Source organism: Bacillus sp. AR4-2 (genome assembly GCF_008274865.1).
GTDB lineage: Bacteria > Bacillota > Bacilli > Bacillales > Bacillaceae_G > Bacillus_A > Bacillus_A cereus.
The window spans coordinates 3,101,081-3,125,093 of sequence record NZ_CP031062.1 but is presented as its reverse complement, the minus strand read 5'-3'; the positions used below and the strand labels follow the sequence as shown (position 1 = coordinate 3,125,093).

Here is a 24,013-nt window from a genome sequence, read left to right as displayed (position 1 = left end):
GAAGACTACTGTCGGAAAGATGATAATTCGTATGAAAAGGGATTTTTTAAGGGGGAATCGAATCGTAAAGGGGAGGATAAATTATGTAAAACATAGGGGGATTTATATGAAAATGAAAAAGGTCGCTATCGCATCGATAACAATTGGTACAATGCTTACTATGGCAGCTTGTAGTCCTTCAGCAGATAAAGAAACGGAAAAGAAAGAGCAAGTAACTGCGCAAAATGATGGAGAAGCAAAAACGACAAGTGCAGATGAAGCGTCAAAAACAACGAAAGATACTGAAAAAGAAACAAATACTTCTTCAAATGAAAAAACAGATAAGGATGCAAAAAATACGAAAGAATCATCAGGGACAGAAAGTAACGGCAAAACGTCAACTCAAAACGAAAATGTAAAAACAAAAGAAAAAGAGACGACAGGAAAAACGAATGATCAAACGACTAGCGGGAAAACAACAGATCAAAGCACAAGTACAAGCACAAACAATAATGGAAAGACAACGAAAGATCCGAAGAAAAGTGTTGCTGTGAAAACGAATGTTAAAGAAGTTGTAGCATTAATTGATAGCTTGGACAAGCAGTTAGCTGCTAATCCAAAATTGGAAACAGTGAATAAGCTTGGCAAACAAATTAATGAAAAGTGGGATGTGATTGAAAAAGAGCTAGAAGCATCACATCCGACGGATTCTAAAACAATCGGTCAAAGTATGTATCCGTTAATTGTAGGAGCGGAGAAAGAAAAAATCGATATTAATAAAATGAAATCATTAACGACGAAAACGAAAAAAGATTTAAATCAGTTATTGACGAAACTTTCATAGTTTCAAAAGCCTACTCGTGTGAGTAGGCCTTTTTTAGTTTGTTGTAATGTGCACAGTATAACTTATTTATTTTCATTTTCAATTACGATGCGAAAGGAACTGAATGCTTGTTGACTGATATAATCTTCTTCGCTAACTTTATAAGGAAATGGAAAAGCGACGAGTTGCAAATTACTTTCCTGATCCACTGAAGGCAATGTGAAATTAAAGATTTGTCTTGTTTCAGGTGCAACCTTAGTATAAACGACTTTTCTATTGTTAAATATTTCAACTTGTTTCCAATCTTTAAAAGCCACGATTGCGTAAGTCATTTCATCATTTGTTTCATTACCGTTTGATAAAATTAATTGCTTGCCTTCCTTTTCAAAGAAGACAGTTTGTAAGTTCTCTTCACGGTTCGTAACAAATACTGGTTCGTAAAGACCATCTTTTAAAATAGCATCTGGATTTATAAGGGAGAGTTTTATTTTTTCGTTTTCTTTCTGAAGAGGATGCATTGAATATCGCATACTTAGAATATCTTCTAAAATAGCTGCTTTATTTAAGTTATTATCTTTTAATTTGTATTCAGGTTTTTTAATTATTAAAAAGGTTAATTCACTTGCATTAGGAGAAGTGCGTAAAGAGATTTTCGTAGTAATTGAACTGTTTGGTTTCATATCAAAAAAATAGTGTGATATTTCATTAGTAGTATCTTCTATTTTAAAAGGTTTTTGTTCGTAATCTTCTAGAACAATTAATCCATATTTTCGGTTTTCATTAATAGTATGTACGAATGATAATGTTACATTAATTTTATTATCCTCACTAGTAATTGTACTACCATTGTTAATATGTTGGCCTTGATTATCCTTCAATCCGTAAGAAATAGTATTGGTTTGTTGCTCTCGTTTATTTTCTATGGAAGGTGGATGAGGTTGTATGAATGAAGTATTGAACAAAATATAAATTGTAAGTAATGAAATAAGTAAAACACCGCTAATAATATATATTTGTTTCATAAATAGCACCTCAATATATGTAAAATATTAGAGAAAAAAGATATGCAAGATGCATATCTTTTTTCTCTTTCTTACCAGAAAGCTTTTGTTTCGTGATTCACATCATTATAACCGCTTAATTTATAGGTATGATTACCGATAGCGTAATCATCTCCATAATAAATGCTTGTGTTGGTCGCTGTAGCACTTACAAAGGATGATTTTTTTGCACTATTACTTTTCGTATTCACTAATGAGCCATCGCCATTGAAAGTTCTTGCTTTTGCATAAACATAGTCTTCGGTCGTAGTTGATTTCGATTTAGCAACTGCATAGGGGTTACCAAAAAAGGGAGTATATACGCTAATGTTAGAGTCATTCTTAGGTGCAGCTGCAATAGTCAAACTAGGAACACTAGATGTTTTTGTTGATTGAATTGTATCAAAGTCAACTAAAACGGGCTGCTTGTCTACAGTATCGACCTCTGAAGCACTTGCGTTATTAGTAAAACCAAAACCTAAAACCGCTAACCCTAAAGTTGTCACCGATAAAGATTTTTTCATATTCACTAATTTTCCCACCTTTTTAAATTTTTGAGTTCGAACTCAATTCATACAATATATGAAAATTTCGAAACTCTCAATGGTTTATTCCATACTTAACTTTTCTTTTACTTTCGATTCAACATGTCTTCATTTGCAAAAAAGCGAATATATCTTCTAATGCTTAGCCAGCAAGGGATACAGGTTTAACTTTATGAAATTCGTGTAAATTTAAATCTATTCATGTCAGAATCTCTGTTATTTTTAAGTTCATATGGGAAACTTATTAAAAAAAGGATGGTGACAAAAATGACAATCGATCGAATTTGTACAATTGGACCCGCAAGTAATAATAAAGAAACGTTAGCACAGTTAATAAAGAATGGTATGAAAATTGTTCGACTGAATTTATCGCATGGCACGCATGAAAGTCATAAAGACATCATTCGTTTAGTGAAATCATTAGATGACTCTATTAAATTTTTGGGTGATGTACAAGGACCTAAAATAAGATTAGGTGAAGTGAAGGGAGAGCAAATTACACTTCAGGCAGGAGATTCTTTTATTTTACATACACAATCAGTTACAGGGAGTAATACAGAAGCGAGTGTTGATTATGAAGGAATTGCGAATGATGTAAAAGTAGGCAGTAGAATTTTAATTAATGATGGAGAAGTTGAATTAATTGTTGAAAAGATAAGTACGGACAAAATAGAAACGAAGGTAAAAATAGGTGGCAATATCTCATCTCATAAAGGAGTTAATTTACCAGATGCGGCTGTTCGTTTACCAGCTATTACAGAGAAAGATAAAAAAGATATTCAGTTTCTTTTAGAGGAGAATGTTGATTTTATCGCGTGTTCTTTCGTAAGAAAACCTAGTCATATAAAAGAAATACGAGATTTTATACAACAGTATAAAGAAACGTCACCTAATATAATTGCAAAAATAGAAACGATGGAAGCAATCGAGAATTTTCAAGATATATGTAAAGAAGCAGATGGAATTATGATTGCAAGGGGCGATTTAGGAGTAGAGTTACCGTATCAATGCATTCCGCTTTTACAGAAAATAATGATTCAGGAATGTAATCGAACGAATACATATGTCATTACAGCAACACAAATGCTTCAATCTATGGTAGATCATTCTATTCCAACAAGGGCAGAGGTGACTGATGTGTTTCAAGCTGTACTGGACGGAACGAATGCAGTTATGCTTTCAGCTGAAAGTGCATCAGGAGAGCATCCAATCGAAAGTGTAAGAACATTACGTCTCGTTTCAGAATTTGCGGAACATGTTAAAAAAGATGGACCTTTTGCGATGAAAGATGTACTGCAATTACTGCGTGAGTCTCTGGATGAGTAATAAATAAAAAGAGGGCGGATATACATCCGCCCGCGTGTTTTTCATTCATACTATTCTTGCTCTTGCTCATCCAAAATCCTTTCAAACGCAGCAGATACTTTATCAAACTCTTCATCATTTTCAATGTATGAAAACTCATTATCTTCTTCTACTTTTAAAAAGAAAATATCAATGTCTTCCTCAGTTTCTGTTTGGATATCTTCAACAAAGGCAACTGCAATATATTCTGCACCTTCGACATCCATCGCTCCAAGTACTTCTACTTCTTGCTCTTCGTTATTCTCATCACTAAGAGTAAACACTTCGCCAACTTCAATATCAGACATATTCATTCTCCTCCTGTTCGACTCTAAAAATAGAGCACTCAAACTGTATACATACTAACATATCTTTCCATGAAAAACCAAATTCATACGTAAGAAAACAATTCATTCTTCTTTAGTATGAGTATACAGCTATTAGGAGCATTATTTGTCTGTGCTATATTACTTAATCCATTCAACAATTGTATCCATAGTCTGTCTTGTTTTATCACGCTTTGGCTCTTCTTTACGGTAACCAAAGGCAACCATAACTGATACTTCAAGATTATCGCCTTGTATAATGCCTTCTTGACGAAGTAAAGAATCTACTTCCTCTTTATCAAATCCTTCTATTGGACAAGAATCAATACCGATTTGAGCTGCGCTCGTCATCATATTACCTAAAGCAATATAAGTTTGTTTAGATGCCCAATCAAATACAGCACGATCGGATTGTAATAAGTTAAAATCTGATTCCTGGAACTTTTTGAAGAATTCATATCTAATTTTTTGAGTGTCTTCAGGCAATCCAATAATATCGTTCATCATATATTTAATATACTCTGCATCATAATGCATATCTTTAATGTTTCTTGAAAGAACAATAACAAAATGACTAGCTGTTGCAAGTTGCCCACCAGCGCCCCATGAATACGGTTGTAGTTTTTCTCTTAATTCTTTATTTTGTACGACAATAAATTTCCAAGGCTCATATCCAAAAGAAGAAGGAGATAATCTGCCTGTTTCTAAAATGAATTTGAAATCCTCTTCTGAAATTTTGTGCATAGGATCGAATTCTTTACATGCATGTCTGAAATGAAAAGCCTCCATAATCTTTTCTTTTGTAATTTCATTTGTATTTGTCATAAAAGTTCCTCTTTTCATGAATTTATTTTTGTAAGTAAATTATATTTTTAAAGTAACACAGATACAAGTACGCACATTTATGTGGTATAGTATCAAAAAAGATACTATTGATAAGGGAAGGGATTTATTATGGATTGTTCAAATGAAAATAATATAAATTACCCATTTTTAAATAAATATTCTTGTCCAGTTGAAGCTATGGTTGAGGTGATTGGAGGGAAATGGAAAGGGGTAATTTTGTATCATTTATTAGATGGTACAAAGCGGTTTAATGAATTAAAAAGATTAAAACCAAATATCACACAAAGGATGTTAACACTGCAGCTGAGAGAACTTGAAGCTGATGGGATTATACATCGTGAAGTATACCGTGAAGTACCACCTAAAGTTGAATATTCGTTAACTGAGCTTGGTGAATCACTACGTCCAGTGATTCTATTAATGATGGAATGGGCAACTCATAATATGGAGAAGGTTTTGGAGAATAGGAATACGAAAAATAATAGTTAAGAGTTGAAATTGATATAGACGAGTTATGTGAAATAGTTGTAGAAATAAAAGGTGTTTCCATACGTGAAAACACCTTTTATTTCTATATTTTTTACTTTTTAACTTCAACTGCTGAAGTTGGAAAGTTATTTAAGTTTGCAGTTTGACCATACCAATCAGCATGTTTAAAAACAACACCTTTTCCATATCCGTCAGTTGAAGTACGTTCCCATAGTGTTGTTGAGTAGCTAGCAGTAGGAGCTGCTGTACGTACAGAAACAATTTGATTTTGCCAACTAGCAGACAAGTTTTTATAACCGCTACTTAGAGAAAAATACTCGCTACCTTGATTTGTAAGTTTATAGAAGTCTGTACTACCAGGTCCGCTTCCTCCAACACCAAGGGGAGTGATTGAATGATTCAACCTTTGTTTATCTTTTTCAATAAAAGACTCTAAACTTTCTTTGCTCGAAAATCCATAAGATAACCAGTCTCCATTTTGATTTTGTTTCGGTAGAACTAACGTTATTTTTACGTCTTCCTTTGATGGAGCACTCAATTTGTTAAACGAATCAACAGTCTTTTCATCTACAGTTACATATTCGAAAGAGGAAATCGTATAATCTTTTTCGGTACTAGCTGATACTGATCCCAGTCCTCCAGTTAACGACGAGACAGTTAATAATGCACCTGCTACCAACTTTTTCAGCATGGATTCATCTCCTTAAAACTTAGATTTTTTACATAACTAAAATGTATGTTAATTTGAATGTTTTATAAATATTTAGAAATTTATAAAAATTAAACAGAATATTCTTTTATTATTCTGAAGTAAGGAAAGTAATTAAAAATGAAAAAAGGTTTACTTAAAAAGTAAACCCTTTTTGCTGACCTATTTCAAAACTCAATGGATGAAAGTTTCATTTTATCCATCTATGAATCATACACTTCTTTTGCATTCGTAGAAGCAGCATCTAATAAAAGGAAAATGGCTGCTATCATATGTAGAAAGATGTCTATATAAGGAAAGAAGGCAACTAGAGTAACGATAATACCGATATACTGAGGGTACGTATTCATGCCTTCTTTTTTAGCTAATAAAATAGTAGTGATATGAAAAACAATCAATAGTAGTAAAGGTAACCCATATAGGTTAACAAGACTTGGAAATACATAATAACAAGGAAGTAATAAAAGATGATAGATCCCTGTAGTCCACTTTAGTGCTTGAATGTAGGTTTTCAAAGTTAATCCTCCTAAAACAATTCATATCTATATATTACCAAAAATAATAGGTAATTGGATATTGTTTATTTGTATTTTTAATAGATTATAATAATTTTATGTAAACTAATTGTTAGGTATCTATAAAATAGAAAAACCACCCAAACGAGGGTGGTTCGTATTATAAATAACTACTTAAAGAAGAAATCGGAACCTTCACTTCACTACCTTCCTTCATATTCCGCAGCATAACGGTTTCTGTACTAAGTTCGTCTTCCCCAATAATAAGCACATAAGGTATATTCTCTTTATTGGCATAATTAAGGGCGCGTTTTAATTTGCGTCCTGCTAGTTCAAGTTCGACTTTTAAGGAAGTGGTGGAACGTAATTGCTGGGCAATTTGTAAGCATTGTAACTCTGTCCCGAGTGGGATGATAAATAGATCCGCTGTAGATGAGATTGTTTCTTTCTGCGATAGTGCTGTATAAATAACGTCTAAACCGAATGAAATACCGACTGTTGGATAGTTTATATTATCACCACGGAAAGCTCCGATAATGTTATCGTATCGACCACCGCTACCGATGCTAGATGTAATCGATCCATCTTTTAAAAAGATTTCATATACAGTACCTGTATACATTGTGAGTCCTCGCGCTAAAAACGGGTTGAATATCGTATTTTCATTTATTCCAAGGGCGATTAAATATTGCTGTAATTGTTGTAGTTCGTTTACTCCATCGGCAACGAGTGGATTATTGAAAGTTTCTTTAAAGTCAGCGATAGTAAGCTTTAGACAAGATAATACGGTATTACATATCGTATCAGCCATTTCTTCAGAAATTCCGCGCTCTAATACATCTTTTCGTACACCATCAATCCCAATCTTTTCGATTTTATCTAATGATAAAATGACGTCACTTGTTAACTCAGTAGGGATGTTAATGGCCTGAAGAATACCATTTAACAATTTTCGGTTATTATATTGGATCGTTATCTCTAAGTTTAACGTTCGGAACAGTTCAAACGCCATACCCATAAGTTCAGCTTCTGCCATGACAGACTCAACACCGACGATATCAACGTCGCATTGTATAAATTCACGAAATCTTCCTTGTTTAATTGGCCCATCTCGAAATACTTTCCCAATCTCATAACGTTTAAAAGGGAGGCGGAGGTTCGGATTCATTGCCACAACTTTTGCGAATGGAATAGTTAAATCGTATCGTAAGGCGAGCTCACGTTTCCCTTGATCCTGAAGTGTATATATTTCTTTTAATATTTCATCGCCACCGCCGTACTTGTAAGACATAAGCTCATACATATTTAACGTCGGCGTTTCTAAAGGTTTGCATCCGTATCGTTCAAACGTATCTTCACAAGCTCTTTTAATTTTATTTCGCAGCACTTGTTCTTCTGGTAAATAGTCTTTCGTTCCTTTTACATTTCTCATTTCCATCATAATCACTCCTTTTTTAAATTAAAAAAAGCTATGCAGGTATAAAAATACCCACATAGCTTTATGAACGCTTCGTGGGTCAACAGGAAAAGCCCTGTACCCACGAAGAAAAACTTTTCTTCGGATACACGGCGTTACGTATGATGATGAAGTTGGAAAGAAGTATTAAAATTTCGCATTACAAATCTCTCCTTAACGTAAGTTTTTCCAAATTATATCAGATGATTTTTGAATTATCAATATTTTTAGTTTTGAAAAATACGTGAAGTTATGTAGGAGAAATGGAAAAGGGTGTATAATAAAGGAAAACTTAATGATATGAAATAAAGTTTTAAGGAGAACGTTATGAAAAAAGATAAAACAAATGCGATGCGAATATTAGATAAAGAAAAAATTGAATATTCGATGATGTCATATGATCCAGACGATGGGAAAATTGATGGCGTATCAGTAGCCGAGAAAATTGGACGAGAAGTGAGAGAAGTATATAAAACGTTAATCGCTCAAGGGAATAGTAAAAATTATCATGTGTTTATTATTCCGGTAGATGAGGAACTAAATTTAAAAGCTGCCGCAAAAGCAGTAAGTGAAAAGAAAATTGAAATGATTCCTGTTAAAGATATTACGAAAGTGTCAGGATACATTCGCGGCGGTTGTTCACCAGTTGGAATGAAAAAGTTATTTTCTACATGTATCGATGAAAGCGCCCAATTACTTGATAAGATGATAGTGAGCGGCGGGAAAATTGGTATACAAATTGAGCTGAAAGTTGATGACTTGGCGAAAGTGACGAGAGCGCAGTTTGGAGAGGTAACGAAGTAAATATACATAGGAAAAGAAGTTCTGGTTTTATCCCGCTATTCGCCGGGCAGTAAGTAAGACCCTCACCTCAAAATTCAGCGGAAGCAAAGAAATTAGGTGGGGATTAATTGCCCGTAAAAGCACGATTGGTGAGGGCTGATAATCAGTGGGGATGAACAAAACCCCCACTGATTAAAGTTTCACTTTATTGAATTTAGATAATAATTTATAGGATAGTTAGTCCATTATGGGGCTGATTGTCCTTTTTTATTTACAAACTGGATAAAGATTGAATGTTTAGTTTGATATAGGCATGTAATCTGAATTGTTTGTTTGGCTTTGGGAGGAGGACAAAGGCTCGGTGCGAGGACTTTAAATAAGTTACTCTTAAAGATAGACAAGTGACGGGAGAGTGTTTAATGGAGGTTCAAGAAATACCCTAAGAAAGCACGTATTGGGGGGCAGTGTGTTGGCCCCCATCGGCTAAAAGTATGAAAGATTTTATACAGTTTTTTTGCTAATCCAGTAACAAACAAGAACACTAAAACCGCGTTAGGATAGGAATGTATAAAAAATGTCTAGATTCATAGAACTAAAAAAGAAGTTTCACTTGTGAGAGCAGGGTTCTCCTTTTTCATTGCTACTGATAATGAGACGTTATGTTAACTAATTTTGAATATCGTATACAGACTAAAAACAGAGAAAACTTCCTGTTGTGTAGGGTATTTTTTCTGTTTTTTTGATGATAGTTGTTAACTGATTTCTCACATTTCAAAAAAACTACTTTTTTGTTTGCTTGTCCACACCATTTCACCTCTTTGTGAATTTTATAGTATTAAAGGAGGTGAAAAGAATGAATGAAGATATTATTTCAATTGGAGCAAATTGTATAGTGAGAATTAGAAACAGATTCTTTCTTCTAGTAGAAATTGAAATGGAATTTGGAAATGTAGCCATAGAGGAATTTGTTTTTATTCGAATATCTGAGCAAGAAGCTAGAACATTGTTAGCAGGGGGGATTCAACGTTGTACTATTTCTAATTGTATTCCTAGGTCTCATGATGATTTAGAAGTAGAATTCATTTGTGTTTTAATCGTGGGTGGGGAAGCATTTGCGGTTTTTGATGTAGAAGACGATGTTGATGAAGCTGTACTTGTTCCAATTTCATTAAGAGAAGCCGAGCGTTTAATCTGTAGAGGAGCAAGACGATGTACAGTTATTAATAGATAAGAGTAAGCCTTTTGGGAGCTAAAGAGGTTTCATTTTGTGTGGCTTCTTTTAAGAATGATTATGTAAATATGAATATCCTCCAGAGTACTTAACTGGAGGATATTTTTGTAGACTTCTAGATGTATTAACTACCAATAACGAAAATTATGTAAATAAAATGTTCACTGGATTCCCATAGAAAACTGTGGTGAGATGAAATGTTTGATTTTGAAGCACTTCAAAATCTTAGCTAGATTGCCATGTATCGGTACCCCACAATAAAAAGGCAGGAACATATCAAATATGTTCCTGCCTTTGATTTTAGAGAAATGTTTCCTAACAGTTGATTTTGTTAACGAAAGTCGACTTCAAATCCATATTTTGTGTGAAATAAAAGCATATAATAAAAGTATGAGGTGATGATGTGAAGGAGATAAACATTCATAAAGTAATTGCGGATAAGAGAAAAGAAAAGGGAATTACGCAGGAAGAGTTAGCGGCGTATATCGGTATTACGAAGGCGTCTGTTTCCAAATGGGAGACGGGGCAAAGTTATCCGGATATTACATTTTTACCACTGTTAGCATCGTACTTTAATATAAGTATAGATGAACTAATCTGTTATACACCGCAAATGGAACCGGAAGATATTAAGGATTTATATCATAGACTAGCGGAAGCTTTTAGTGAAAGACCGTTTGATGAAGTAATGATAGAGTGCAGAGGAATCATCAAAAAATATTATTCTTGTTTTTCGTTATTACTTCAAATGGGACTACTTTTTATTAATCACCATATGTTAACAGAGGATACGGATAAAAGAATTGAAATGTTAGAAGAGGCAATGCATCTCTTTAGCAGAGTGCAAGAAGAAAGTAACGATGTTTCTCTTGTGAAAGAGGCGATATCGTTTCAAGCAACTTGCTATCTTATACTCAATAAAGCGAATGAAGTATTGCAATTGCTTGGCGAAACGATACGTCCTAACGTTCCAGAGGAGGATTTAATTGCACAGGCGTATCAAATACTTGGAAATAATGAAAAAGCAAATGAAATAATGCAAATTAGTATGTATCAACATTTAATACAACTCGTTGCGACAATACCGAATTATGTAGTAGTAAATGCTTCAAGCGCTGAAAAGGTAGAGGTAATTTTAAATAGAGCTTTTATGTTAATAGATATATATGAAATAGAAACATTACATCCCAATATGACTTTAAAAGTATACTATGCTGCTGCGCAAGTATATTGTATGCAAGGCAATTTTGAAAGAGCATTAGAAATGTTACGGAAATATGTAGCAGTTTGTGCGGCAAGCTTCACAGTAAATAGTCTGCATTTACACGGTGATTCCTATTTTGATGCGATTGATGGATGGTTTGCAGAGTTTCCGCTCGGCGCTAAAACAGTTAGAAATGAAGAGATTATAAAGCGAAGCATGTTACAAAGTATTGCAGAGAATCCAGTTTTCGCTCCGATGAAAGATGTAAGAGAGTATAAAAATATAATAGCGAGTTTGAAATTTAAATTGGATATAAAAGAATAGGGGGACAAAATGATGACTTTTGACGAATATGAAGTAGCGATCAAAAGTGAATTAACGCTGCAAGGTACACTCACTAAACCGAAAGCTGACGGGAAGTATGCTGCGGTTGTCATCATCGCTGGATCTGGAGAGATTGATCGTGATGGAACGATCGTACCGCTAAAGCTTGAGGCGAACATATATAAAGATTTAGCGCATGTAATAGCGGGGCTGGGTGTAGTGACGCTCCGCTTTGATAAGCGCGGAGTAGGGAAGAGTGATGGAGAATTTCTGAAGACTGGAATGTGGGATTTAGTTAGTGATATAGAGTCTACGATTACGTATTTAAAAGAACAACCATTTGTTGATCCAGAAAATATCATTTTAGCTGGTCATAGTGAAGGATGTATGTTGGCAACAGTAGTAAATGCAAGAACACCAGTTAATGGGCTTATCCTTCTTACAGGGGCTGCGGAATCATTAGAAGAGGCTACGAAAAGACAAAGGGAAATTGCATATAAAGAACTAAAGGAGCAGAAAGGAATAAAAGGAAAACTAATGCGCCTTCTCAATGTAGAGAAACGTGGAGAGAAGCAAATGGAAAAAATAAAAGAGAAAATGATGAATACAGAAAAAGATACGATTAAAGTTGGTTTTAAACCGATGAACGCAAAGTGGTTTAGAGAGCATTTTCAGCATGACATTTATAAAGATTTAATGAAAGTAACGTGCCCGGTATTAGCAATCGCTGGTGATAAAGATATTCAGGCTGATCCTGAAAGAGCGAAGCGGATCGGTGATTATGTGAAGGGTGATTCTGAAGTACATGTAATAAAAAATATGGATCATAGTTTAAAAAGTTTTGAGGGGGAGTTCAAAGCTTTAGAGTTTAAAAAGAATTATGAAAAAGGAGCGGGAAAGCCCCTTCATCCAGAGTTGGAAGAAATAATTGTGAATTGGCTGGATACACATTTTAACTCGCAACATGCGGGTAGTAAGATTCCCGGCTCAATATTAGGCGAAAGTGAGGAAGTCGGAAGGAAGAGTAATTGTCTGTAAAAAACGGTTGTTGTAGGTTGATTTAGTTTAGTATATGAATTTATTTTTTTTTTTTGCGAATTCATTCATTATAAAATGTTCGTTTTTATTAATTAACGAGATAAAAACGAACATTATTTTATTTTAAATAAATTGGGTAATTAGACTATAACATTAATGTTTATCATTGAATATAATAATAATATAATGGAGGTGGTGTTATATGGCTCTTACTACAGGACCAATTGAAAACGTAGGAAATCAACCTGCTAATGCAAATAAAGTTAGGGTGAAGATCCTTAACCGTACTGCGGGCCCACTTACTGGAGTAGCTAGAGTTTTTAGACTTGACGGTTCATTAGTATTAATTGAACAGGTAAACTTCAATGTGAATTCTAATGCTTCTACTTTTGCAACTCTAAGTTTAGTTCATCCTGCTCTTGGACAAGCATTTGAATATGAAGTTCAAATTGTTCCTAATCAACCTGGTGGACTATATAGTGTTTATGGACTAACAGCTGAAAATGTTATTATTACTGCACAACGTGTTGTGAACTCAGAATTGACACAGTTTCTTTAATTAAAATAGATTGGTGCCTACATGGTATCCAATCTATTTTTGTACGTATTATTCAGAGAAAGAATGGTTTTACACAAAAATAAAGATAGTTATGGAAAAGGGAAAAGTCGAGCTATCATCTTAATTTTTATTATTTCTGTCTTAGACCGTATCTGTTTTGTGGCACGGTTTTCTTTGAATGCATTTTATTCAAACTGTTTTTTAAAGTATTTATCAAATATGCATTATTGCATAAATAAATTTAAATTTATAAGTTAATATTAAACTACTTTTTAGTTGTAAAGAATATGTTAATAATCTTTATAAGAAAAGGATATTCCTTGTAAAAAGTGAAATTATTTGGAATGTGAATAAACAGAAAGTTTAGAAGTGATACAGACTGGATAGAGTCTTGTATTAAATAAACAGAAAAGGGGTATGGGTTTCTAAAAGGTTTCGGGGGTTAGAAAGCACTTTTTAGTTAATAGCTTTAAATTATATTTTAAAGGGGAATGGGTATATGAAGTTTCGAAATACAAAGATTGCTATGGTTACACTATCTTCATTTTTTATTTTAGGTTCTGCATCTCTATCATTCACAGATACTATACACGGTGAAGTAGCTTCTGCATCAGCACAAGAGATTATTGTGAAAAATTATGATGATACATATTATAATAACGCAATAGGAAAAACGGGGTTAGAATTAAAGAAGGAACTGCATAATATTATTGATAATCATACAAAGCTATCATACAGTGCGGTTTGGGAAGCAATAAGAGATACTGATGAAGATCCAAATAATAAAAATAATGTGATACTCTTATATACTGGTCGTTCGCAAGGGAAACTTACGAATGGATCAGGAGTAAATAACTGGAACCGAGAGCATGTTTGGGCAAAATCTCACGGTGACTTTGGAACGACTGCAGGACCTGGAACAGATCTACATCATTTAAGAGCGACGGATGTATCTGTAAATAGTTCACGTGGAAATCTAGATTTTGATAATGGTGGTGTGAATCATTCTGAAGCGACAGAATGTAAATATGATAGTGATTCTTGGGAACCTCGTGATAGTGTAAAGGGAGATATTGCTAGAATGCTGTTTTATATGGCTGTTCGTTACGAGGGAGACAACGGCGAAATAGATTTAGAACTAAATGAAAAAGTGAATAACAATAAAGATCCATACATGGGGAAACTATCTGTCTTATTAAAATGGAATGAACAAGACCCGGTCGATGATTTAGAGCGAAAGCGTAATGAAGTGATTTTTACAAAATATCAACATAACCGCAATCCTTTTATTGATCATCCAGAATGGGTAAATAAAATCTGGAACTAAGATTTTTAAAGGTATTATATTTTGATAAAAGGGATTGATCATTATGATCAATCCCTTCTTATATTTTTACTAGAATAAATGATTTTTATAGGACTAGTGAGGGAAATAGAATAGATATTTATATGGAACGATAGTACTTATTTATCTAGTTAAGTATTTAGTAAGGTCCCCACTCAATATTCACCCCAACAATAAGAAAAACAAGTCCAATGATAAACCAAATGAGTGCAAGTGGAGCCATGAAACGAATCCATTTTCCATAAGAAATCCCGCTTGCTGCGAGAACGCCCATTAAAACACCGGAAGTTGGATTTAAGCAGTTTACTACACCTTCTCCGAGCATAACAGCTTGTACTGTAACTTGGCGTGTAATGTGCATAAAATCAGCTAATGGAGCTAATATCGGAATAAAAATAACCGATTCTCCTGTCCCGGATGAAATGAGGAAATGTAATGCGGCACTACTCACATACATGCCGATAACACCAAATACAGGGTTTTGTCCTTCGAGAGCTTGTGCGAGTTGGTTAACAATTGTATCAAGCAATTTTCCTTGTTCTAAAATGACTGAAATACAGCGAGCCATTCCGACAATTAAAGCACCGTAGATGAGGTTTTGGCAGCCAGTTAGAAAAGTAGAAGCGATATCGTTTGCTTTCATGCCACCTATTATTCCGGCTGTAATTGCTATGAAAATAAAAGTAGCGGTCATTTCTGCGTCCGTCCAATGTAGACGAAAAGCGCCTATTAAAAATGCAATTAATGATAAAGCTGAAACGAGTAAAATTAATTTATGACGTATCGTCCAAGGAACTTCCTTTTTCTCTGCTTCTTTTTCGCTTGAAAGAGCGTTACTTGGAAACCAGTTGTCGCCAAGGATGCTTCCTTTATTCGATTTTTTCAAGCGCTTTACATACCAATTTATATATAGAATGGTAGCAAGTAAAAAAGATATATAAATTGCTGTGCGTAAACCAATTCCCGAAAACATCGGAAGTTCTGCGATCTTTTGTGAAATGCCTAAAGGTGAGGGAGATAAAATAGTAGCATTAAAACCAGCATAAGTACCTAAATAAATAATTGCTACACCGACGATAGCGTCCCATTTTAACGTGCGTGCAACGATGATGCCGATGGGGATAAAACCGATAACTGAGTTAACGATAATACCAGTCGTTCCAAGAATAGAAAAAAGCGCAGCAACTATACAAATGAAAAGTAATTGCTGATTACGAAATTTGTTAATAACATGATAGATTAAACCGTCAAGAGCACCTGTTTTTTCAAGAATTGCAATGGCTCCACCTGTAAATAAAATTAGAAAGATAATAGGAGCAGCAAGTGTCATTCCTTTTTCAATAGCGGTAAAAAAAGAAACAAATCCTACGGGTGATTGCGGAACAGAATGGTAGCTACCTGGTATTGTCGTTGTAACGGTCCCGTTTGTAACCCTTTTAAATTCTCCAGCAGGAACGAAGTACGTAGCAATGGCGCAAAGTAAGGCAATAAAAAATAGTAGTACGTACGCATCAGGCATTTTAAACTTTGGTTTACTAGGTTGTTTTTTTGCCTCAGTTTGTATTTGCATAAAATCCCTCCTTCTTTACTCGGTTAATTTTTAATATTCTGAATTTAATCTGTGAAATAGATTATAATAAAGGTAGCTTCTTAAGGCAATAGTTTTTGTATCCTTTCCCGTACATACAAATTATTGCAATATTAGACAGGGAAACGATAATAAGCCAAGAATATGTTATGTAGAAAGAAAAAGGAAAAGAGGGAACAAGATGTGGAAAACTACTGATCTATGTGATGAATTTGAAAAGGAATTACAAATATGTCGCCAGTCTTTTCGGTCTTTTGGGAAGAAAGAACAATTCCACGGGAAAATTGCAACTGTAAAAGTGAAAGATGATAATGTACTAGTGAAGGAAGGATTGCAAACATTACCAGAAGGAACAGTATTAGTTGTTGATGGCGGAGCGTCTACGAATTGTGCGTTACTCGGTGATAATTTGGCAGCTATTGCGGAAGAAAGAAAGCTAGCAGGAATTATTGTGAATGGGTATGTTCGTGATTCTAGTGAACTAAAGAATATTAATATTGGTATTTTAGCGTTAGGAACGATGCCAAATAGAAGTGTGAAAGAAGGAAAAGGAGAACGAAATATTTCATTGCACTTTGGACAAGTAGAATGGAATCCAAATGAATATGTCTATGCGGATGAAGATGGCGTCATTATTAGTGAAAAGAGTTTACATCGTTAAGAGTTAATAAGTTATTATTCTTAGAAAATAAATCCGATAAAGCATGGACAAAATTCTTTGTCAATAGTAAAATAATACAGAAATTTAAAATTTACAGAATGTATAGGTTTATCGTTTTACGATAACTTAAATGGGAGTAAGTTGTGCCAAGAAAAGTGAATGTTATCACAATGATACGTTCATAAACAAAATTATTTTTCCTATACAAATATAGCCGCGAATGATGCGGGTAGGAGGTGTTGTACATTTTTGTTCGACACTTACAAAAAGAGAGTGTCAATCGCACGCCCTTGAAGGGCCTTTTTTTGTGTAAATGGTAGTAAGGGAGGAAATTTTGGGATGGCAATGTTGAAAAAATGGCTGCTTACGTCGTTAATGGCAGTGACACTTGTATTTGTTTCTTTTGCGAATACAGTACATATTACGTTTGCTGAAGGAAATACAGCAAAACTTGCAATTATTGGGGAATCACAAAAAGGCATTATGTTATGTCCGAAAGAAGAGCAAATTAAAGATGGGGAAACAGCTTTAAGTTTGCTGCAAAAGGTCATGGGGGACAAAGTAGAATCTGAAACGATGTCGTTTGGAACATATGTAAAAGGCATCGATGGTTTAATGGCCGGGGCTACAAGTGCTTGGCTGTATGATGTAAATGATCAGTCTGCAGAAGTCGGAGCAGATAGTTATAAATTAAAATCTGGAGACGTTGTTGTCTTTCGTTTTGTTTCAGACTGGAGCAATATAAGCCAGGAAACATTGAAAGAAACGTTAGATAAGTTCGGAACGTGTAAAACAGAAGAACCTGACGGCGGCAAACCAGAAGAACCAAAATCAGAAGGTCAAGATGATAAAACGCCAGATGGGAAAAACCAAGGTGACCAAGACGGTAAAACGCCAGATGGGAAAAACCAAGGTGATCAAGATGGTAAAACGCCAGATGGGAAAAACCAAGGTGACCAAGACGGTAAAACGCTAGATGGGGAAAACCAAGGTGACCAAGATAGTAAAAAACCAGAACAACCAAAGCAAGAGAATGTTCAAATTCCAGCGAAGCAATTAGAGGAAGCAATCTCAAAAACATCTGAAAAAATGTTACAAGATGGAATTGAAAGTGACTGGGTAGCTGTAGCGCTTTCTCGTTCTGGAAAGAATGTGCCAATTGAGGCAAAATTAAATTATGTTAAGTCAGTAACTGAAAAAGTAGAAAAGCGCATTAATCGTTTTTCAGCGACAGATTTAGCTAGAACAATTATTATGATGAATGCAATGAGTGCAGACCCTAAAAATGTAGGTGGACATAATTTAGTTCAAAAATTGTATGAGTCAGATAAAGTGAATTCTGTTACAGGTTATGCATTTGCTTTACTTGCATTTGATACGAAGAAGTATGAGATTCCAGTTGAATCAAAATGGAACAGAGTTGCTCTAGTGGAAGCACTATTAAATAATCAGCATACAGACGGTGGATGGACTTATAATAGTTCAGGTAGTAAAGATAGTGCTAGTAGCGTTGATGTAACAGGTATGGTTTTATCAGCATTAGCTCCTTATCAAGAGCGATCAGATGTGAAACCAGCTATACAAAAAGCTGTTGCGTATTTATATAACGAACAGCTGAAAAATGGTGGTTTTTCAGCTGATGGACAAGAAAATTCAAATAGTACTGCGCAAGCAATTATTGGATTATCGCTTGTTAAAGATGTAGATCAAAACCGTCTTCATAAGGCAATGCAAAACCTATTATCATATCAACTTTCAAATGGTGAATTTAAATGGTTACCAAGTGATCAAAATGGTAACGGAATGGCTACAGAACAGGCTCTTTTAGCATTACTTCAATTTAAGGAAATGGGAAAATCTATTTATGATTGGTCTAATGTAGACGCTGGTAATGTAATTAAGCCAAAACCGATTGAAGAGCCAGAAAAGGTCGTTGAACCAGAAAATAATGTAGTAGAAAAAGAAGTTACTGAAGAACCGAAAGAACAAAAACAAGTACAACAAGAAACAAAAGATGAAAATCTAAAAGTAGTTGTAGATAACGAACCGGTTAAGAATAAAAAAATCGGAAACGGTAACAGTCTACCAAAAACAGGAGCATCTTCTCATGGTGCAGCAACAGAAGTAGGTATGGGTGTATTATGTATTGCTTCTGCATATGTATTATGGAGACGTAAAGCAGCTTAACAAAAAATTAGGAGTAATTATTTGCTCCTAATTTTCGTATGAAAGGTGAGAGATAGGATGAGTAAGGTGAAATGGTTCATTTCTTTACTGCTTTCGCTCGGGCTACTTGCCGGATGTGAAGAGGCAGCTGTAAAGCCTGAGAAGAAGGTAGAACCGAAGCAAGAAGAGGTAGCGAAACAAGAAGAACAAAAAGATGAAGTGAAGCCGGAAGAAAAAACAGAAGAAAAGCAAGCTGAATCAGAGCAAAAGCAGCAAGAAGAACAGAAAGAGAAACAAGAACAAAAAGTAGAAGAGAAGCCGAAAGAGGAAAAGCCGCAGGCACAACCAGAGGTAAAGAAAGAAGAGAAACAACAGGAACAACCGAAAGAACAGCCGGCTGTAAATAAGCAACCAGAGCAGCAACAAGCACAAGAAGAGAAACAACAACCGAAAGCACCAGAAGTAAAAGAAGAAGCAAAGGTTGTGAATCAGCCGAAAGAAACACCGAAGCAGGAGCAAAAGAAAAAGCCAGAAGAGAACAATAGTGTACCAGCTCCACCAACACCGGTACCACCACCAAACCCAGTGCCACCACCAGTACCACCAGTACCACCAGTACCTAAAGCAAAACAAGTAACAATCTCGGTAAAAGGAAATAACGGATATATAATGGGTGCGAAAAAGATGGATGTACAAGAAGGCGATACAGTGTATAAAGTATTGCAACGTACAGGATTAGATGTTGATGCAAGCGGATCTAGAGATAGTATTTATGTAAAAGGTATTAATGATTTATATGAAAAAGATATTTCGGATACTAGTGGTTGGAAATATCGTGTGAACGGTGCTTTTCCAAACCATAGTGCTGGTGTAGTTACGGTAAAACCAGGAGATACAATTGAGTGGGTATACGTATTACAATAAGAAAGGCATTCGGTAAAGGGCTATGAAAATAAGTTTTTCTTCTTTACATCCTTTTGTGAATTTTTTCTATTATATCGGGGTGATGATACTATGTACGATGTGTCTTCATCCTCTTTTTTTAATTGGAGCAATAGTATTAATTATTATGTTAAATGTGATGCAAGGAAATAGCGAAAAGATAAGAAAGATGCTACTGAGCACAATTGTTTTCTTTTTTATGGTAATTTTATTTAATTCGTTATTAACGCATAGAGGTCGAACTACGTTATTTTGGTTAGGTGATAGCCGTATTAAGCTTGAGGCGATTATGTTTGGAATAGTAATGGGGTTATTACTAGTTGCAGTTATGTTTACGTTTGCGTCATACAATGATATTATTTCTAGTCATAAATTTTTATATTTGTTTTCAAGAATTTCACCGAAAGTTGCATTGTTAACGATGATTACAGTGAGATTTGTTCCTTTGTTTATAAGACGATTAAAGAAAATCACACTCGTCCAAAAAACGAAAGGTGTGCAGGTAGATTCAGGTTCGATAATTGAACGCGTCAAAAATGGTATGCAATTGCTGCAAGTATTATTAATTTGTTCATTAGAAGATGCACTGCAAACGGCAGATTCTATGCAAGCTCGTGGATTTGGTGTAACGAAGCGTACGACGTATATTCGCTATAGAATGGAGAGGCGTGATTGGTATACGCTCAGTTATTTAATCATTTTATTTATAGCTGCTATTGTATGTAGTAATTATGGCGGAGGGAAATTGATTATTTATCCGAAAGTCGAATCTATTTTATTCCAGCAATACGATGGAATGATGTTTGTATTATTTACACTGTTTATTAGTTTACCAATTATGATGGAAGGGAGAGAATGGATATGGTGGCGCATGCAGAAATAAACAATTTATCATTTGTATATGCTGATGAAAACGAATACGCGTTACAGCATATTTCTCTTTCTGTTCAAAAAGGTGAGTTTATTGCACTTGCTGGAGGATCGGGATCTGGGAAGACGACGTTATTAAAACATTTTAAAAAGGAGTTACTTCCAATTGGTACGCGTTCTGGAGAGATATTTTATGAGGGTGTTTTAATAGAGGAAGTAGCTGATTTGTTATCTGCCCAAGAAATTGGGATGGTATTTCAAAACCCAGAAAACCAGATCGTTATGGATACAGTGATTCAAGAATTAGCATTTTCTTTAGAAAATATCGGATTACCATCACATATTATTCAAAAAAGAATAGCAGAGCTTATTAGCTTTTTAGGATTTCAAGATTTATTGCATCAATCTGTTCATACGTTATCTGGTGGGCAGAAGCAGCTTGTCAATTTAGCTGCGGTATTAGTTATGCAGCCGAAATTGCTATTATTAGATGAACCGACAGCGCAGTTAGATCCAATCGCTGCAAAAGAGTTTTTAGGATTATTAAAACGGATTAATGAAGAACTTGGAATTACGATTATTTTAAGTGAACATCGTTTAGATGAAGTTATCCCGCTTGCAACACGCGTTGTTTGTATGGATAATGGCCGTATTATGTATGATGGTAGTCCTAAAATTGTTATTACGGATATGTGGGGAGTAGAAACATTCCGTCCATTTATTCCGCAAATTCCAAGGCTATTTTTAGAGTGGAATGTGAGAGATATTCCGTTTACAGTGCGAGAGGCGCAAATGAAAATGAATGATTTTGCAGCGATATCATATGTAAATGACCCAATAGCACAAAGTGAAAAGCAAGAGGTAATTTTAAGCGCAGAGCATATTTCGTTCCAATATGAAAAAAATAGTCCGCTTATTTTACGTGATTTATCAGTTTCGATTGAAAAAGGAAAATGGGTAGCGCTCGTTGGGAAGAACGGTACAGGTAAGTCTACACTGTTAACGATTTTAGCAGGATTACAAAAAGCGAGAAGAGGAAAAGTAAAGTGGAACGGAAAAGTGATACATAAAATCGATTCGAAAGAACGGTTTAAAAGTATTGGGTATGTATCGCAGCATCCGTATTACCATTTTACATTTGATACAGTATGGGACGAGGTTTATGAACGTGCGCGTGAATTATATGGAGAACAAGGAAAAGAAATAGCAGAAGATACGCTAAAACAGTTTTGGTTGTATTCGCTTAAAGAACGCCATCCGCACGATTGTAGCGGAGGAGAGCAACAATTACTTGTGTTATGTACGACGTTGTTATCAAAGCCGACTTTATTATTACTGGATGAACCGACAAAGGGATTAGATCCATGGAAGAAAGAAAGAGTAGGAGAGCTATTTAGGAAGCTACAAAAAGAAGGTACAACAATTGTAATGGCAACGCATGATATTGAGTTTGCAGCGAAATACGTGGATCAATGTATGATGTTATTTGATGGAACAGTCATTATGAATGATGCACCGAAAGAATTTTTTAGCGGCAACTTCTTTTATACAACATCTATTAATCGATTCATTCGAAAAGAATTGCCATATGCATTAACGTGGGAGGATGTGTACGAAGCTTGTCCAAACGATATGTTGCATTCATAATATGTATCTTTGCAGTAATAATCGGCACATTACTCTTTACGACACTTGTCATGGACGGTTATTACATGTTAAGTAGTTTGTTTATATTAGCGGTTATTATGTTACCTTTCTATATCCGTTTTGAAAGAAAGGCGTTTGTTTCACGTGAAATTGTTCTCGTTGCTGTATTAGCGGCAATTGCAGCAGTAAGCCGGGTACCATTTTCTATTTTACCAAGTGTACAACCAACTTCTTTTGTCATTATCGTTTCTGCAATTGTATTTGGAAGTGAAACTGGTTTTATGATTGGTGCTACAGCAGCAATCGTATCTAATATTTTTTTGGGACAAGGTCCATGGACACCGTGGCAAATGTTTTCGTGGGGCATGATTGGTTTTATAGCAGGTTTACTTCGTAATACATTTTTTATGAAAAAGCTATGGGGGAGACTTCTTTACGGAGTAATTGTTGGCTTTTTATTTGGCTGGATTATGAATTTCTGGGGCCTTCTCGGTTTTATACGAGAAGCAACATGGGAAACTGTCATTTCGTATTATATCGCAAGTTTTTACTTTGATTTGAGCCATGCGATTTCGAATGTTATTTTCTTATTACTATTTAGTACTTCATGGATTACGATTCTTACAAGATTTAAAAAGAAATACGGTATATTAGATGAGCATAACGTGACATAGAAAAGCATACTCATATAAGGTAGGGTCGCGACTTACATATTCGTTTGCCTCTTTCATGCTTCTTACATAATGTAAGGAGCATTTTTTTGTCAAAAAATCGATTCAATATGCATCCGCTATTATATAAAATTATTTGTATAATTGTAGGTGAGAACTTTTTTCAAAAGGGAGGTGTATAGTTAATGAAGTTAGTTATTCCGAAGCAACATGGTGCATGGGCTATGCTTGTTATTCCTTTTTTATTAAGTGTCATACTTGGGAAACCTACTATTTATCATATTCCATTGTTTTTAGCGTGGTTCTTTATCTATTTAGCCACGTATCCATTTCTTACGTACATAAAGCAAAGACGAAAAAAAGAGTTTTTACAAGCTGCCATTGTTTATTTTATTATTGCGTTCCTATTTGGGACGATTTCTTTATTATATGAGTGGCGAATTCTTTTATTCGTAATAGTAATGATTCCATTATTTATAGTGAATATGTATTACGCTCGTCAAAAAAATGAAAGAGCACTATTAAATGATATTTGTGCGATTATTGTGTTTTGTATCGGTGGGTTAATTAGTTATTACTTTTCAATGAAGCAAATCGATCATACAGCTATATTTATTGCACTTATTTCATTTTTATACTTTTTAGGTAGTACGTTCTATGTGAAAACGATGATTCGTGAAAAAAATAATCCGAAGTATCGTCTTATATCTTGGGGATATCATATCGTATTAACGATAATTGTATTTGCGATTAATCCGTGGTGTTCTCTTATTTTTATAACAAGTGTCATTCGAGCAATTGTGTTGTATGGCAAAAAAATTTCTATTATAAAAGTAGGAATTTTAGAAATTGCTAATTCTGTATATTTTTTAATCATAACGGCAATAATTATGAAGTATGCCATTTGAAAAA

At 34.7% G+C, this 24,013-nt stretch carries 24 protein-coding genes; 16 read left to right on the top strand and 8 right to left on the bottom strand.

The annotated features are described in order from the left end of the window. Window positions 1-106: 106 nt before the first annotated feature. Window positions 107-823 carry a hypothetical protein gene (locus DN399_RS16115; RefSeq protein ID WP_000782545.1) on the top strand — a complete coding sequence of 239 codons (717 nt, stop codon included), beginning with the start codon at window positions 107-109 and terminating at the stop codon, window positions 821-823. A 62-nt stretch (window positions 824-885) separates the two neighbouring features. Here DN399_RS16115 and DN399_RS16110 read toward each other — a convergent pair whose 3' ends face one another. Both DN399_RS16110 and DN399_RS16105 read right to left on the bottom strand, forming a co-directional pair. After that, entirely contained in the window at window positions 886-1,824 is a 939-nt protein-coding gene (locus DN399_RS16110) for a hypothetical protein (protein ID WP_000810153.1), read from the bottom strand. Window positions 1,825-1,895: 71 nt separating this feature from the next. Next, window positions 1,896-2,372, bottom strand: a complete 477-nt coding sequence (locus DN399_RS16105; protein ID WP_001056353.1) for a hypothetical protein — start codon at window positions 2,370-2,372, stop codon at window positions 1,896-1,898. A 282-nt stretch (window positions 2,373-2,654) separates the two neighbouring features. On the opposite strand from DN399_RS16105, the gene DN399_RS16100 reads away from it, so the two are divergent. Beyond that, entirely contained in the window at window positions 2,655-3,713 is a 1,059-nt protein-coding gene (locus DN399_RS16100; protein ID WP_049108486.1) for a pyruvate kinase, read from the top strand. Between the two features lie 50 nt (window positions 3,714-3,763). On the opposite strand, the gene DN399_RS16095 is transcribed toward DN399_RS16100, so the two are convergent. Continuing rightward, window positions 3,764-4,045 (bottom strand): DUF1292 domain-containing protein, encoded by a 282-nt coding sequence (locus DN399_RS16095; protein WP_149149812.1) that lies wholly within the window; start codon window positions 4,043-4,045, stop codon window positions 3,764-3,766. Window positions 4,046-4,198: 153 nt separating this feature from the next. Next, the gene (locus DN399_RS16090) at window positions 4,199-4,882 is read right to left on the bottom strand and encodes an NAD(P)H-dependent oxidoreductase (RefSeq protein ID WP_000185709.1); all 684 of its coding nucleotides are present in this window, start codon (window positions 4,880-4,882) and stop codon (window positions 4,199-4,201) included. 129 nt (window positions 4,883-5,011) lie between these two features. On the opposite strand from DN399_RS16090, the gene DN399_RS16085 reads away from it, so the two are divergent. Then, window positions 5,012-5,392 (top strand): winged helix-turn-helix transcriptional regulator, encoded by a 381-nt coding sequence (locus DN399_RS16085; protein WP_000340659.1) that lies wholly within the window; start codon window positions 5,012-5,014, stop codon window positions 5,390-5,392. Window positions 5,393-5,483: 91 nt separating this feature from the next. On the opposite strand, the gene DN399_RS16080 is transcribed toward DN399_RS16085, so the two are convergent. The 3 genes from DN399_RS16080 to DN399_RS16070 all read right to left on the bottom strand — a co-directional run bounded on the left by DN399_RS16080 (window position 5,484) and on the right by DN399_RS16070 (window position 8,054). Next, on the bottom strand, window positions 5,484-6,083 hold the full coding sequence (locus DN399_RS16080; RefSeq protein WP_000914421.1) for a hypothetical protein: 600 nt from the start codon (window positions 6,081-6,083) through the stop codon (window positions 5,484-5,486). Window positions 6,084-6,304: 221 nt separating this feature from the next. Further along, on the bottom strand, window positions 6,305-6,616 hold the full coding sequence (locus tag DN399_RS16075) for a hypothetical protein (protein WP_000860724.1): 312 nt from the start codon (window positions 6,614-6,616) through the stop codon (window positions 6,305-6,307). A 160-nt stretch (window positions 6,617-6,776) separates the two neighbouring features. After that, window positions 6,777-8,054 carry a histidine--tRNA ligase gene (locus DN399_RS16070; RefSeq protein WP_000425991.1) on the bottom strand — a complete coding sequence of 426 codons (1,278 nt, stop codon included), beginning with the start codon at window positions 8,052-8,054 and terminating at the stop codon, window positions 6,777-6,779. Window positions 8,055-8,399: 345 nt separating this feature from the next. Here DN399_RS16070 and ybaK point away from each other — a divergent pair, with 345 nt between their 5' ends. From ybaK to DN399_RS16040, 6 genes are all read left to right on the top strand, one after another. After that, window positions 8,400-8,876: a Cys-tRNA(Pro) deacylase gene (gene ybaK / locus DN399_RS16065; protein ID WP_000710857.1), complete on the top strand. Its 477-nt coding sequence runs from the start codon at window positions 8,400-8,402 to the stop codon at window positions 8,874-8,876. An 832-nt stretch (window positions 8,877-9,708) separates the two neighbouring features. Next, complete coding sequence (locus DN399_RS16060) at window positions 9,709-10,086, top strand: hypothetical protein (protein ID WP_049108481.1); 378 nt, start codon at window positions 9,709-9,711, stop codon at window positions 10,084-10,086. Between the two features lie 403 nt (window positions 10,087-10,489). Then, window positions 10,490-11,614 (top strand): transcriptional regulator, encoded by a 1,125-nt coding sequence (locus DN399_RS16055; protein ID WP_149149811.1) that lies wholly within the window; start codon window positions 10,490-10,492, stop codon window positions 11,612-11,614. 12 nt (window positions 11,615-11,626) lie between these two features. Next, window positions 11,627-12,652, top strand: coding sequence for an alpha/beta hydrolase family protein (locus DN399_RS16050; protein WP_086388683.1), 1,026 nt, complete (start codon window positions 11,627-11,629; stop codon window positions 12,650-12,652). Between the two features lie 202 nt (window positions 12,653-12,854). After that, complete coding sequence (locus DN399_RS16045) at window positions 12,855-13,211, top strand: hypothetical protein (protein WP_001229415.1); 357 nt, start codon at window positions 12,855-12,857, stop codon at window positions 13,209-13,211. A 499-nt stretch (window positions 13,212-13,710) separates the two neighbouring features. Next, the gene (locus DN399_RS16040; protein ID WP_000672188.1) at window positions 13,711-14,538 is read left to right on the top strand and encodes an endonuclease I family protein; all 828 of its coding nucleotides are present in this window, start codon (window positions 13,711-13,713) and stop codon (window positions 14,536-14,538) included. Window positions 14,539-14,695: 157 nt separating this feature from the next. Here the strand turns inward: DN399_RS16040 and DN399_RS16035 are convergent, their stop codons facing one another. Then, on the bottom strand, window positions 14,696-16,126 hold the full coding sequence (locus DN399_RS16035) for a YfcC family protein (RefSeq protein ID WP_001166965.1): 1,431 nt from the start codon (window positions 16,124-16,126) through the stop codon (window positions 14,696-14,698). 199 nt (window positions 16,127-16,325) lie between these two features. On the opposite strand from DN399_RS16035, the gene rraA reads away from it, so the two are divergent. The 7 genes from rraA (at window position 16,326) to DN399_RS16000 (ending at window position 24,009) form a co-directional block, all read left to right on the top strand. Beyond that, the gene (gene rraA, locus DN399_RS16030; protein ID WP_000266039.1) at window positions 16,326-16,805 is read left to right on the top strand and encodes a ribonuclease E activity regulator RraA; all 480 of its coding nucleotides are present in this window, start codon (window positions 16,326-16,328) and stop codon (window positions 16,803-16,805) included. Window positions 16,806-17,144: 339 nt separating this feature from the next. Beyond that, entirely contained in the window at window positions 17,145-18,992 is a 1,848-nt protein-coding gene (locus DN399_RS16025) for a DUF4430 domain-containing protein (protein ID WP_061113282.1), read from the top strand. Window positions 18,993-19,049: 57 nt separating this feature from the next. Next, window positions 19,050-19,895 carry a DUF4430 domain-containing protein gene (locus tag DN399_RS16020; protein WP_149149810.1) on the top strand — a complete coding sequence of 282 codons (846 nt, stop codon included), beginning with the start codon at window positions 19,050-19,052 and terminating at the stop codon, window positions 19,893-19,895. A gap of 22 nt (window positions 19,896-19,917) precedes the next feature. After that, window positions 19,918-20,796 carry an energy-coupling factor transporter transmembrane component T gene (locus DN399_RS16015; protein ID WP_149149809.1) on the top strand — a complete coding sequence of 293 codons (879 nt, stop codon included), beginning with the start codon at window positions 19,918-19,920 and terminating at the stop codon, window positions 20,794-20,796. Beyond that, a complete protein-coding gene (locus DN399_RS16010; RefSeq protein ID WP_149149808.1) occupies window positions 20,769-22,430 on the top strand; it encodes an ABC transporter ATP-binding protein in 1,662 nt (553 codons plus the stop codon). The genes DN399_RS16015 and DN399_RS16010 overlap by 28 nt, the downstream gene beginning before the upstream one ends. Further along, window positions 22,403-23,104, top strand: a complete 702-nt coding sequence (locus tag DN399_RS16005; RefSeq protein ID WP_000044901.1) for an ECF transporter S component — start codon at window positions 22,403-22,405, stop codon at window positions 23,102-23,104. Before DN399_RS16010 ends, DN399_RS16005 begins: the two co-directional genes overlap by 28 nt. A gap of 182 nt (window positions 23,105-23,286) precedes the next feature. After that, entirely contained in the window at window positions 23,287-24,009 is a 723-nt protein-coding gene (locus DN399_RS16000; RefSeq protein ID WP_149149807.1) for a YwiC-like family protein, read from the top strand. Window positions 24,010-24,013 lie beyond the last annotated feature (4 nt).

Coding starts and splice junctions, on each gene's coding strand:
- DN399_RS16090 (WP_000185709.1), bottom strand. CDS start 4,882: ATGACAAATACAAATGAAATTACAAAAGAAAAGATTATGGAGGCTTTT.
- DN399_RS16025 (WP_061113282.1), top strand. CDS start 17,145: ATGGCAATGTTGAAAAAATGGCTGCTTACGTCGTTAATGGCAGTGACA.
- DN399_RS16115 (WP_000782545.1), top strand. CDS start 107: ATGAAAATGAAAAAGGTCGCTATCGCATCGATAACAATTGGTACAATG.
- DN399_RS16110 (WP_000810153.1), bottom strand. CDS start 1,824: ATGAAACAAATATATATTATTAGCGGTGTTTTACTTATTTCATTACTT.
- DN399_RS16085 (WP_000340659.1), top strand. CDS start 5,012: ATGGATTGTTCAAATGAAAATAATATAAATTACCCATTTTTAAATAAA.
- DN399_RS16010 (WP_149149808.1), top strand. CDS start 20,769: ATGGATATGGTGGCGCATGCAGAAATAAACAATTTATCATTTGTATAT.
- DN399_RS16050 (WP_086388683.1), top strand. CDS start 11,627: ATGACTTTTGACGAATATGAAGTAGCGATCAAAAGTGAATTAACGCTG.
- DN399_RS16035 (WP_001166965.1), bottom strand. CDS start 16,126: ATGCAAATACAAACTGAGGCAAAAAAACAACCTAGTAAACCAAAGTTT.
- DN399_RS16080 (WP_000914421.1), bottom strand. CDS start 6,083: ATGCTGAAAAAGTTGGTAGCAGGTGCATTATTAACTGTCTCGTCGTTA.
- DN399_RS16095 (WP_149149812.1), bottom strand. CDS start 4,045: ATGAATATGTCTGATATTGAAGTTGGCGAAGTGTTTACTCTTAGTGAT.
- DN399_RS16070 (WP_000425991.1), bottom strand. CDS start 8,054: ATGGAAATGAGAAATGTAAAAGGAACGAAAGACTATTTACCAGAAGAA.
- DN399_RS16000 (WP_149149807.1), top strand. CDS start 23,287: ATGAAGTTAGTTATTCCGAAGCAACATGGTGCATGGGCTATGCTTGTT.
- ybaK (WP_000710857.1), top strand. CDS start 8,400: ATGAAAAAAGATAAAACAAATGCGATGCGAATATTAGATAAAGAAAAA.
- DN399_RS16045 (WP_001229415.1), top strand. CDS start 12,855: ATGGCTCTTACTACAGGACCAATTGAAAACGTAGGAAATCAACCTGCT.
- DN399_RS16020 (WP_149149810.1), top strand. CDS start 19,050: ATGAGTAAGGTGAAATGGTTCATTTCTTTACTGCTTTCGCTCGGGCTA.
- rraA (WP_000266039.1), top strand. CDS start 16,326: ATGTGGAAAACTACTGATCTATGTGATGAATTTGAAAAGGAATTACAA.
- DN399_RS16100 (WP_049108486.1), top strand. CDS start 2,655: ATGACAATCGATCGAATTTGTACAATTGGACCCGCAAGTAATAATAAA.
- DN399_RS16040 (WP_000672188.1), top strand. CDS start 13,711: ATGAAGTTTCGAAATACAAAGATTGCTATGGTTACACTATCTTCATTT.
- DN399_RS16060 (WP_049108481.1), top strand. CDS start 9,709: ATGAATGAAGATATTATTTCAATTGGAGCAAATTGTATAGTGAGAATT.
- DN399_RS16015 (WP_149149809.1), top strand. CDS start 19,918: ATGAAAATAAGTTTTTCTTCTTTACATCCTTTTGTGAATTTTTTCTAT.